This is a genomic window from Ekhidna sp., assembly GCF_039940915.1.
In the GTDB taxonomy this organism is placed as follows: Bacteria; Bacteroidota; Bacteroidia; order Cytophagales; family Cyclobacteriaceae; genus Ekhidna.
The window spans coordinates 588,731-600,917 of the sequence record NZ_JBDVFO010000003.1; the positions used below are offsets into that span (position 1 = coordinate 588,731).

Here is a 12,187-nt window from a genome sequence, read left to right on the forward strand (position 1 = left end):
CGAGTTGTCAGGCGCTCGATCTAGTCTCATTCGTCACGTAAGGAATTTACTGGATTGGACAATGCTGCACTGATGGATTTGTAGCTGACTGCTACCATCGCAACAATAAGGGCACCCAATCCTGCAAAAACGTATACCATGAGATTGTCCATTCCCCATAAGTCTATGCGATACTGAAAATCACTGATCCAGTTTTTAAGGAAGTAGAAGGCAATGGGCCATGCTATGATATTGGCCAGAATAATGAGTAGTACAAACTCTTTCATCAAAAGCTGCACGATTTGACGTATCGTTGAGCCAAGTACTTTTCTTACACCGATTTCTTTTTTACGCTGTTCCACCATGAAGAATGAAAGACCGAATAAGCCAAGCGCTGAAATGATGATGGAAAGCCCCGTAAAGACATTTACCAGATTAGCAAATAGTTCATCAGATGCAAAAATTTCGTCAAATTCCTGATCAAAGAATTGATAATCAAAAGGATAATTGGGAAAGGTACGGTTCCATTCTGCTTCCAGAAAATCCAAAGTCCCTCGCATATTTGTAGGGCTCACTTTTAAAACCAAAGTGTTATTTGGACCTGGGTTATAAAAAATCATCAAAGGTTCAATCTTGTGCCTCATACTTGAAAAGTGAAAATCTTTTATCACGCCTATTACTTTTCTGCTGGTATTATTATTGCCGAATAGGAGGTTCTTACCCACCGCTTCATCCCACCCGAGAGACTCCATCATTGCTTCGTTGATAATGATCGATTCTTGTTGGTCAGATGCAAATTCCGGATCGTAATTTCTTCCAGCAGCAAGCTCCATTCCCATGGCTTCAACGTAATGTTCATCCATAGACATAGCGCTCACAATCCATGGCTCATCCTGACTGCCTCCTTCCACATTGACTCCTGTACGACCAAATGTGCTTCCAGGCATATTGTTGGAGTATGCTGTGGCTGTGATATTGGAATTGTTATCCAATAGTTGCTTATAGCTATCCATCCCACTGTTAAGTCCAGGGTCACCAATGTTGATGTTGATTACCTGCTCCTTCTCAAAACCCAAATGTTTATTTTTGATGTAGTCAATTTGTTTTGAAACAATCAATGTTGTGCAGATCATCCCAATTGCAGCTACAAACTGTAGGACCACCAGGGTTTTCCTGAGCCAAATTCCTTTGGAGCTGGTCTGAAATCGACCCCTCAATATGTTCACAGACTTAATACTGGACAGGATGAAAGAAGGGTATACTCCTGCAAGTACGCCAATCACAATAGCCAGCAATGTGTAACCCACCATCAGCAGCGGTTCATTACTGATAAGTGTTAGAAAATCTATGTCCAGGTTTATGTCAGTGTAGGAGGTAATGATGAATACCAATCCCAGTGATAGTATCATGGCAGCTATAGCCATAAGAATAGATTCAATCATGTGCTGACCAATTAAGAGTGCTTTAGAGCTACCTACTACTTTTCTAATCCCTACTTCTTTAGCTCGTGTGGTCGATTGTGCGGTCGTTAAATTAACAAAGTTAAATGCAGCGATAAGCAGGATGAACAAAGCAACACCTGATAGTGCCATCACATAGACTTGATCCCCCTTATTGATGTGGTAGTAGTCGAATAAGATGCCCGCAGAACCTAGGTGAATCTCTTCAAGTGGCTGAAGCTGAGGTATCCAAAAGTCATTCACATCATTGGCAAGTGCAATATCTGCCATTTTCTTTTCCACCTCTTCTTCGTCTGCGCCTTTCGCTAGAACAGCATATCCGAGCATTCCTAAACCACCCCAGGAGTTGATGTACTGAGCGAAAGATGAATCCGACTGAGCTGGATACAATGATAATAATGCATCAAAACCCAGATGAGAATTTTGAGTAATATCATCCATGAGACCAACCACCTCCCACGATTGATCATTGATGGTTAACACCTGTCCTATGCTTTCCTGGTCAGTGCCGAAAACTTTCTCAGCGTAAGCATCAGTTAAGATTAGTTTGTGCGGCTGATTGAATTTTTCAAGTGCTTCTTCTCTATTTCTGACAGGCAAATCGAAAATTTCGAAGAAATCATTTTCTACGTATAGCGCATACTCTGAGTAATATCCCTGATCCCCTTTTTCCATGCGTTGCTCTCCCGCATACATCATTCTGGAAGCAATTTCAATTTCTGGAATCTCCAATTCAGCAGCTTCAGGCATTCTTGGATTTGAAATAGCTACTTGATTACTCGTCACCCCTAAAGCTTCGTCTACTGTCGTAAACCGATAGGTTCTGTCAGATTTTGCATGCCATCTATCGTAGGAGATTTCGTTGAATACAAACAACGAAAGCATAACAAATGTGGAAAAGCCTAAAATCAGGCCAAATGCATTGATTGAAGTAGAAAGCTTGTTCTTCTTAAAGCTCCTAATTGCGATGATGATAAAGGTCTTGAGCATAGTATTGATTATTATGGTTAGTTTAATCTACCCACAATACTCAAGCAGTGCAATGATGGTTACATAGATGGATTTGGCTTAGGATGGGGGGTGTTAAGAAAATGTTAAAGCCATTTGGACATAAAAAAAGTCTGCTCGATGAACAGACTTCAAATAAAAAACTTCTAATTCCTAGCTAATCCCGCTTTTCAAGTATTCGCGGTTCATACGCGCGATATTCTCAAGCGATATTCCTTTTGGACATTCCACTTCGCATGCTCCTGTATTTGAGCAATTCCCGAACCCTTCTTCGTCCATTTGCTTCACCATATTTTCTACACGTTCCTTAGCTTCAACTTTGCCTTGAGGGAGAAGCGCAAGTTGCGACACTTTCGCGGATACAAAGAGCATGGCAGACGCGTTTTTACAGGTAGCAACACAAGCGCCACATCCGATGCAAGTAGCTGCATCAAATGCTTTATCAGCATCGTGTTTATTGATAGGTATCGCATTTGCATCTTGGGTATTTCCAGAAGTATTCACACTTACAAACCCTCCAGCATTCATCACTCTGTCAAACGCACTTCTATCTACCACCAAGTCTTTAATAACAGGAAAAGCCTTGGCCCTCCAAGGTTCAATGTAGATTGTCTCTCCATTTTTAAATTCGCGCATGTGCAGCTGACACGTGGTGATTTCTCTCCCAGGACCATGAGCTTCACCGTTTATATACATTGAGCAGGTACCGCAAATACCCTCACGGCAGTCATGATCGAATGCTACGGGCTCTTTGTCTTCGGCAACAAGTTGCTCATTTAAGATGTCCATCATTTCCAGAAAAGAGCTGTCAGTAGAAATACCAGAAACCTGATACGTTTCCATATTACCCTTTTCCTTATCGCTTTTCTGTCTCCAGACCTTTAGTGTTAGATTCAATTCTGTTGCTGACATAATATCTTATTTATAAGAACGTGTTTTCAGTTCTATGTTTTCGTATTTCAAATCCTCTTTGTGAAGCTTAGCTTTCGATGGCTCTCCGGTATATTCCCATGCAGCCACATAGGTGAAGTTTTTATCATCACGCATAGCCTCACCTTCCTCGGTTTTATGTTCTTCCCGGAAGTGCCCTCCGCAGGATTCTTTTCTTTCCAATGCGTCCCGCGCAAATAATTCTCCCAATTCAAGAAAGTCTGCTACACGTCCGGCTTTTTCGAGCTCCTGATTTATACTATCTGCTGAACCAGGAACACTCACTTCCTTCCAGAATTGCTCACGAATTTCCTTGATCTCAGCAATAGCTTCTTTCAGACCTTTTTCATCACGCGCCATTCCTACCTTATTCCACATTACCTTACCAAGACGCTTATGGAAATAGTCCACCGAGTGCGAACCTTTGTTATTGATGAAAAAATCAATTTGTGCCTGGACACTTTTTTCTGCTTCTTCAAACTCCTGCGAATCGGTAGGAATTGCACCTGTTCTGATATCATTGGCTAAATAATCTCCGATAGTGTATGGAAGCACAAAGTAGCCATCTGCCAATCCTTGCATCAGAGCAGATGCTCCCAATCTATTAGCTCCATGATCAGAGAAGTTTGCTTCACCTATTGCATAGCATCCTTGAATGGTCGTCATTAAGTTATAATCCACCCAAACTCCACCCATGGTATAGTGAACGGCCGGATATATCTTCATTGGAGTTTCATAGGGATTGTCGGCAGTAATCTTCTCATACATCTGGAAAAGGTTGCCGTATTTGGTTTCTACGACTTTAGTACCCAGCTTTTTGATATCTGCTTCAGTAGCGTTATGAATACCCTTGACATTTACTTCTTCCTGCCCATATCGCATGATTGCAGCGCTGAAGTCAAGATAAACTGCTTCACCGGTTTCGTTCGTTCCTACACCGAAACCCGCATCACAACGTTCTTTTGCAGCTCGTGAGGCCACATCTCTTGGCACAAGGTTGCCAAATGAAGGATACCTTCTTTCCAGGTAATAATCTCTATCTTCTTCTTTCAGATCTGTTGGCTTCATCTTACCAGCTCTGATGGCCTCCGCATCTTCTTTTTTAGCGGGTACCCAAATTCGACCATCGTTTCTCAAGGACTCCGACATCAAAGTCAATTTGGATTGCTGATCACCGTGCTGGGGGATGCAAGTAGGGTGAATCTGTGTAAAACAAGGATTAGCAAAGTAGGCACCCTTCTTGTGTATTTTCCATCCAGCAGAAACATTCGATCCCATTGCATTGGTAGATAGAAAGAAGACATTGCCATACCCGCCTGATCCAACCACTACGGCATGTGCAGAATGTCTTTCTAGTTCTCCAGTAACCAGATTTCTTGCAATGATTCCTCTAGCTTTTCCATCGACCATTACTAGATCCATCATTTCATGACGGTTGTACATGGTGATTTTCCCTTTTCCTATCTGACGTGACATGGCAGAATAGGCTCCAAGAAGAAGCTGCTGTCCAGTCTGTCCTTTCGCATAAAAGGTTCTTGAAACTTGAACACCACCAAAAGACCTATTGTCTAGCAAGCCACCATAATCTCTTGCGAATGGTACGCCTTGAGCCACACACTGATCAATAATATTAGCAGACACTTCTGCAAGCCTGTATACATTAGCTTCTCTGGATCGATAATCCCCACCTTTTACAGTATCGTAGAAAAGGCGGTAGGTAGAATCACCATCACCTTGATAATTTTTGGCCGCATTGATGCCACCTTGAGCCGCAATTGAGTGTGCGCGTCTCGGTGAATCTTGATAACAAAATGCTTTAACGTTGTAACCAAGCTCAGCAAGAGTTGCTGCAGCTGATCCTCCAGCCAACCCCGTTCCTACAACGATCACATCTATGGATCGTTTGTTGGCAGGGTTAACCAATTTGATGTTGTTTTTATGATTGGTCCACTTTTCAGCTATTGGACCTTCAGGTATTTTAGAATCTAATGTTGACATGCCTCTTATTTCTTAAAGGGAATTGACGTAATGAAAAACAGCGATAAAAATGAAGCCTATCGGAATCAAGATCGCATAAGCACGACCAATTTTCAGGATGGCCGGAGTGTATTTATCGTGACGTGCTCCCATCGATTGGAAAGCAGATTGAAAACCATGCATTAAATGCAAAGCAAGAAACACGAATGAAAGACAGTATACAACCACTCGGCCAGGATTTGTAAACATGTGCACGACTTCATCATAGTAACGATCTGGGTTTTCAGGCTTTACCTCTATGTACTTATAGTTCATTTCAGGAATCCAGAAGTCGTAAAAATGGAAAAGAAGAAACAAAAGTATGAATAGCCCACTCCAAATCATGTTTCGGGACATCCAGGAAGAATTCGCCGCTCCATTGTTCTTTGCGTATTTTATCTCTCTTGAATTTCGATTCTTAATTTCCAATACAAATCCCATGATGAAGTGAAAAGTCACTCCTAGCATGAGAATTGGCTGCATCACAAATTGAATGATGGCATTAGTCCCCATAAAATGGGAAAGCTCGTTAAAAGCTTTTTCACTAAACACCGAAGTGAAATTTATTGTGAAATGCTGCAATAGAAATATGATCAGGAAAAGCGCAGAAAGTGCCATAGCGAATTTCCTGCCGATACTGCCTGAAAAAAGTTGCTTGCTCATTTATAATAGGGTTATTGGATTTTCATCAAAGGTAATTTCTCAAAGCTAGTCTGGCAATCTAATTTTCTTTTTTGACTCGTTCTAAATAATAATATCCTTGACAGCTAGGTAACAAAACATTTATATTGTTTAAAAAGATAACCAATGCAGCACAATTCTTGTTCGGTATTTGTTCGTTGTGTATCAAAAGCATTTAGTTTTACAAAGTTATAACTTACCAATATGCGGTATATTAAGTATTTGTTCGTTTGCATCTTCTCAATAGTGGCTATTACATCTAAAGCCACACACATTCGTGCGGGAGAGGTTATCGCAAGGCGTGTATCAGGCCTTACCTATGAATTCACTTTTTTTGGATACCGTGATGTAGAAGGCGTTCCATTTGGTCAGGGAATATTTGACTTTGGAGATGGGAATTTCTATGGGGACGACCCAGAAGAAGTCATTCCATGGTCAGAGGATAGAGAATTGTTGGGTAATGGAGTAGAGCGATGGAGGTTTACTTTGCGCTATACGTATGCTGGAGGCTCCAATTACCTGGTTAGCTATAAAGAGGATTTCAGAAACGCGGATATTCAAAATATCTCTGGCTCAATAAGCACTTCTTTTTATGTAGAAACATTAATAGTTGTAGATCCATTAATTGTAAATAGTACCCCATTTTTTACGGTCCCTCCAATAGATCAAGGGGTAGTAGGTGGAATATTCGAGCACAACCCCGGAGCATTCGATCCGGATGGTGACAGCCTTTCATATTACTTCACCACACCTAAGCAAGACGAAGGTCTAATTGTGAATGGCTATCGATCATTGATTAATTCAGAATTTTATGATGATTTTGAAGCGGGCAATCAGACAAAAGATGCACGCCCAACCTTAACAATTGATCCTCTGAACGGTACGTTGGTTTGGGATGCACCTGGAGGAGCAACCATTCCCGATCAGGAAAATAGAGAATTTAATGTGGCTTTTGTCGTAGAAGAATGGAGAAGGATTAATGGACAACTTGTGCGACTTGGCTTTGTCACACGGGATATGCAGATCATCATTTGGAATTATGACAATGATCCACCCGAACTTGAAATACCAGAGGATACATGTGTCGTTGCTGGAGAAACAATCACAGGTATCATTACAGGAACAGACCCAGATGGCGACCCTGTGAAAATTGAAGCCTTTGGAGGTCCGTTCGAAATAAGCCCGGGAGCAACTTTTTCTCCGGATCCAGCTACATTTCAAGGCCCTCCGGCGGTATTGGATTTTCAATGGACAACTGATTGTGGACAAGTCCGAATTGCACCGTATGAGGTTCAGTTCAAAGCAACAGATTCACCCACTATTCCAGGGATAGCTAATCCTCCCGGACAGGTAAATTTTGAAACTTGGCGTATTACGGTAGTAGGTCCCGCTCCAACAGGATTAATTGCAGATACCCAGCCCGGAAGAAGGATACAACTCAATTGGGATGACTATGCTTGCACAAATGCAGACTCAATACAAGTTTGGAGGAGGGTTGGAGAGTTTGATATAGATCCAACATGTAATCCGGGGATACCAGAAAACTCTGGCTATGAACTAGTAGAAACTCTCAATATTTCTGAGACTTCTTTTCTAGATGATAATAACAGCTTGGGGCTTTCGCCAGGGTCTAAATACTGCTACAGACTGGTGGCTACTTTTCCATTACCATCAGGAGGAGAGAGTATTGCGTCAGCGGAGGCATGTGATAGCCTGGTGGTCGATGTTCCAACAATCACAAATGTGGACATAAAGTCTACGGGAGCGACTGACGGAGAAATAGAGGTTAGGTGGACACCTCCATATGAAATAGATGCAAGTGCATTTCCGCCAACGTATACCTATGAAGTATTGCGTAAGGAAGGTCAGAGTTCGGGTGGAACATTTACTTCTGTAAGAGCGCCTTCAACCGACACCACTTTTATGGATGCTGGACTGAATACGGAGAATCTATCTTATTCGTATAAGATTGTACTCTATGATAATACAGATCAGGCGATAGATACTTCCCAACAGGCATCGTCTGTAAGATTGGAACCTGTCCCGCTTATAGGAGCCATAAGAATCAATTGGGAAGCAAATGTGCCATGGTCAAATACGGTGCAGGCATTTCCTTATCACTACATTTATCGAGACAATGTCTCAAGTGGAGACTTGAGTGCAATTCAGTTAATCGATTCAGTTGATGTTACCCTGGAAGGATTGTCCTATTTAGATGATGGGAGATTCAATGGCATAACATTGGATGAAGAAATTGAGTATTGCTATTTTGTTACCACCAATGGTTCGTATGGGAATGACATTCTACCAGAGCCTTTAATTAACAATTCTCAGATTATTTGTGCTCAGCCCAATGATACGATTCCTCCATGTGCACCCATATCTATAACATTTAATTCTAGCCTGAGTTGCGAAGTTCAAGCGGCTTGTCAGACACGAGCAGGTAGTGCCGGTGTTGGTCTTGTAAATGCCTTTTCCTGGAATTTTGATCTGGATATTGCCTGTGATAACGACATTCAATTTTTCAGGATTTATTCATCAAGCAATGGCGAGGATGGTGACTTCACACTATTAGAAGAAACCCAAGACACCGAATTTTTTCACAATGACTTAAATACGCTGGCCTTTTGTTATTACGTCACATCAGTTGATCGATCTGGAAACGAAAGCATGATAAGTGAAGTGATTTGCAATGACAATTGTCCGCGCTATGTTTTGCCAAACGTGTTTACTCCAAACGGAGATGGCAAGAATGATTCATTCATGCCAATGCAAACACCGGGAGATTGTCCTCGATTTGTAGAACGGGTCGTTTTTAAAGTTTACAACAGAGCAGGCACCGAAATCTTTAGCCATGATTCGTCAGAACCTGAAGAAAGTATATTTATTGAGTGGGATGGTTCGCTCAAAGGCGGCACCTACGTGCCAAATGGCGTTGAATTTCCGGATGGAACACAAGTAGACGGAGTAGTTCGAGATGGGAGCAATGAACTGCCAGCTGGCATTTATTACTATTCTGCTGAAGTAACCTATTCCGCACTGAACCCTGAAGATCGAATAGAAGTTATTAATGGATGGGTTCAAATCATCCGATAGCAAAACCTGTCATCCTTTTTGACGGAGTATGTAATCTTTGCAATACTTCCGTTCAGTTTGTGATTGATCGAGACAAAAAGGATCAATTTCTTTTTGCTTCACTGCAGTCGAGCTATGCAAAAGAAGTATTACCTGAAAGTCTTTCGGATTCTGATGCACTTCAAAGTATAGTACTCATATCTAAGGATAAAATAATTACCAAGAGCAGTGCAGCTCTCACGGTAGCCAAAAGCCTTTCCGGCCTCTGGCCAATGATGTACCTGTTTATGATTGTTCCACGTTTTGTACGGGATTGGATATATGATATTGTAGCCAAAAACAGGTACAAATGGTTTGGAAAGAAAGATATTTGCATGATTCCGTCACCGGAACTTAAAAGTCGATTTATTGATTGATTTGATTGCCTACTTTTGCATGCTATAAAAATTAACCTATGAGCAAAGCATACGTTTTCCCTGGACAGGGGGCCCAGTTTTCAGGAATGGGCAAAGAACTTTACGAAAACCATTCATCAGCGAAAAAATTAATCGATCAGTCCAATGATATTCTTGGATTTGATATTAAAAACATCATGTTTTCAGGGTCAGATGCAGAGTTGAAGCAAACCAAAGTGACTCAGCCTGCCGTCTTCATACACAGTGTTGTCGCAGCACTTACATCCGATGATTTTGAGCCTGATATGGTTGCTGGGCATTCTTTGGGAGAATTTTCTGCACTTGTAGCAAATGGAACACTAAGCTTTGAGGATGGCCTTTCGTTGGTTTCCAAGAGAGCCAAGGCAATGCAAAAAGCATGTGAGATGCAGGAATCTACGATGGCAGCTGTACTAGGCTTAGAAGATTCAATCGTAGAGCAAGTATGTTCAGAGACCGATGGAGTAGTAGTAGCCGCAAATTATAATTGCCCGGGACAGCTGGTAATTAGTGGGGAAGTGGCGGCAATAAACGCAGCATGTGAAAAGTTGAAAGAAGCTGGCGCTAAAAGAGCCTTGGTACTTCCAGTTGGAGGAGCTTTTCACTCTCCTTTGATGGAGCCAGCACGAGAAGAATTAGCAGAAGCGATTCAAAACACAACCTTCAGTAGTCCAAAATGCCCGGTGTATCAAAATGTAGATGCGAAAGGGTATTCAGAAGTAGATAGCATCAAGAAGAATCTTGTTCTTCAGCTAACATCTCCTGTGAGATGGACACAATGTGTACAAAATATGATCACTGATGGAGCATCAAGCTTTACTGAATGTGGGCCGGGCAAAGTATTACAAGGTCTTGTAAAGAAAGTAGATAGGGAAATGATTGTTTCAGGTATTTCGTGAGATTCTCAAGGATCATATTGATTCTATTTTTTGGAGCAATTATCATTGGTTCTGAAGGTTGCCGCAAGAGGCCCTCTTCTTCCCACCAAAAAAATAAAAAGAAGATAAAAAAAGGTAAACCAATACCTTGTCCCATAAAAGATTGTAGATGAATATAGTTATCGCCATTGATGGATACTCAGGTACTGGAAAAAGCTCTACGGCCAAACAAGTAGCCTCTCGCTTGGGTTATACATATATCGATAGCGGTGCTATGTATAGAGCTGTTACATATTTTTTTTTAAAGAATAAGGTTGACTTCAACAAGGAAAAGTACCTTGATGAGAGTTTGAGGAAATGTTCAATAGCATTTGAGGGAAGTTCCATACTCTTAAATGGTGTCAATGTTGATCACGAAATCCGGACGATGGAGGTGAATGAAAATGTGAGCGCTGTGAGTGCCATATCGGAGGTTCGATCCAAACTCGTTGAACAACAGCGAAAAATGGGCGAAGAGAGAAGTGTGGTGATGGATGGTAGGGATATTGGTACGGTTGTCTTTCCTGAAGCAGACTTGAAGATATTTATGACCGCTGATGTCGATATCCGGGCAGAAAGAAGAAGAAGAGAGCTAGAGAAAAAAGGAATTCATGAGTCAATCCAAACCATTAGGAAAAATTTGGAGGAGCGTGACCTGCTTGATAGTACACGAGAGGATAGTCCACTGACAAAGGCGAGTGATGCAAAAGAGATTGATACATCTCATCTAACTTTGAATCAGCAGATTGATAAAATTGTTGCATTAGCAGAATCCATAATTTATGCAAGTTGAAATAGACGAAAATTCCGGTTACTGTTTTGGAGTAGAATTTGCCATTCAGATGGCCGAAGATGAGATGGCGGAAGGACAAGAATTATATTGTTTAGGGGATATTGTCCATAACTCAATGGAAGTGGAAAGACTTTACAATAGGGGACTCCGAACAATTACCAGAGAAGAGCTCAAAGACTTGAAGGATTGCAAAGTTCTGATCAGAGCTCACGGAGAACCACCAGAAACCTATCAGATCGCTATTGAAAACAACATAGAGCTTGTTGATGCATCATGCCCAGTTGTCCTAAAGCTTCAAAACAGAGTGAAAAATGCTTATGATCTGGTAAAAAGTAAAGATGGGCAGCTTGTAATATATGGCAAACCAGGACACGCTGAGGTCATTGGCCTTACAGGTCAGACGTCTAATGAAGCCATAATAATCACTGATATAGATGATCTGGAGAAAATAGATTTTTCAAGACCAGTGACACTCTACTCGCAAACCACCAAAAGCACCAAGGGTTTCTATTTCATGAAAGAAGAGATAGAAAAACGCATTGAAAATAAGGGGACTCTTTCCGTAGCTGATGATTTCAATGCCAACGATAGTATTTGCAGACAAGTGTCGAATAGAGAGCCACACATGGAGAAATTTTCACAAAAGCATGATGTAATCATATTTGTTGCCGGTAGGAAGAGCTCCAATGGCAAAGCCCTATATAATGTTTGTCTTTCATTCAATCCCAGAAGTTACTTTGTAGAAAGCGAGAAGGAGATTGACCTGTCTTGGATACAATCAAATGATTCAATTGGGATTTGTGGAGCAACATCGACTCCAACTTGGTTGATGGAGCAAGTAGCCAGCTTCCTTAGAAATAATGAGCCTGTAACCGTTTAATTTATCAAACCAAT

Annotated in this window: 9 protein-coding genes; 5 read left to right on the top strand and 4 right to left on the bottom strand. The window is 41.4% G+C overall.

Going from position 1 to position 12,187, the window contains the following annotated elements:
- Window positions 1-26: 26 nt before the first annotated feature.
- The 4 genes from ABJF57_RS17630 to ABJF57_RS17645 form a co-directional block, all read right to left on the bottom strand.
- Entirely contained in the window at window positions 27-2,429 is a 2,403-nt protein-coding gene (locus tag ABJF57_RS17630; protein WP_462232659.1) for an ABC transporter permease, read from the bottom strand.
- 171 nt (window positions 2,430-2,600) lie between these two features.
- Window positions 2,601-3,344 (bottom strand): succinate dehydrogenase/fumarate reductase iron-sulfur subunit, encoded by a 744-nt coding sequence (locus ABJF57_RS17635; protein WP_462233166.1) that lies wholly within the window; start codon window positions 3,342-3,344, stop codon window positions 2,601-2,603.
- Window positions 3,345-3,365: 21 nt separating this feature from the next.
- Window positions 3,366-5,375 carry a fumarate reductase/succinate dehydrogenase flavoprotein subunit gene (locus ABJF57_RS17640; protein WP_462232660.1) on the bottom strand — a complete coding sequence of 670 codons (2,010 nt, stop codon included), beginning with the start codon at window positions 5,373-5,375 and terminating at the stop codon, window positions 3,366-3,368.
- 12 nt (window positions 5,376-5,387) lie between these two features.
- A complete protein-coding gene (locus tag ABJF57_RS17645; RefSeq protein WP_462232661.1) occupies window positions 5,388-6,056 on the bottom strand; it encodes a succinate dehydrogenase cytochrome b subunit in 669 nt (222 codons plus the stop codon).
- 222 nt (window positions 6,057-6,278) lie between these two features.
- Here ABJF57_RS17645 and ABJF57_RS17650 point away from each other — a divergent pair, with 222 nt between their 5' ends.
- The 5 genes from ABJF57_RS17650 (at window position 6,279) to ABJF57_RS17670 (ending at window position 12,173) form a co-directional block, all read left to right on the top strand.
- Window positions 6,279-9,170, top strand: a complete 2,892-nt coding sequence (locus ABJF57_RS17650) for a T9SS type B sorting domain-containing protein (RefSeq protein WP_462232662.1) — start codon at window positions 6,279-6,281, stop codon at window positions 9,168-9,170.
- Window positions 9,149-9,565 (top strand): thiol-disulfide oxidoreductase DCC family protein, encoded by a 417-nt coding sequence (locus ABJF57_RS17655; protein ID WP_462232663.1) that lies wholly within the window; start codon window positions 9,149-9,151, stop codon window positions 9,563-9,565. The genes ABJF57_RS17650 and ABJF57_RS17655 overlap by 22 nt, the downstream gene beginning before the upstream one ends.
- A gap of 38 nt (window positions 9,566-9,603) precedes the next feature.
- Entirely contained in the window at window positions 9,604-10,482 is an 879-nt protein-coding gene (fabD, locus tag ABJF57_RS17660; RefSeq protein ID WP_462232664.1) for an ACP S-malonyltransferase, read from the top strand.
- Between the two features lie 148 nt (window positions 10,483-10,630).
- Window positions 10,631-11,293, top strand: a complete 663-nt coding sequence (gene cmk, locus ABJF57_RS17665; protein ID WP_462232665.1) for a (d)CMP kinase — start codon at window positions 10,631-10,633, stop codon at window positions 11,291-11,293.
- On the top strand, window positions 11,283-12,173 hold the full coding sequence (locus ABJF57_RS17670) for a 4-hydroxy-3-methylbut-2-enyl diphosphate reductase (protein WP_462232666.1): 891 nt from the start codon (window positions 11,283-11,285) through the stop codon (window positions 12,171-12,173). The genes cmk and ABJF57_RS17670 overlap by 11 nt, the downstream gene beginning before the upstream one ends.
- Window positions 12,174-12,187: the final 14 nt, after the last annotated feature.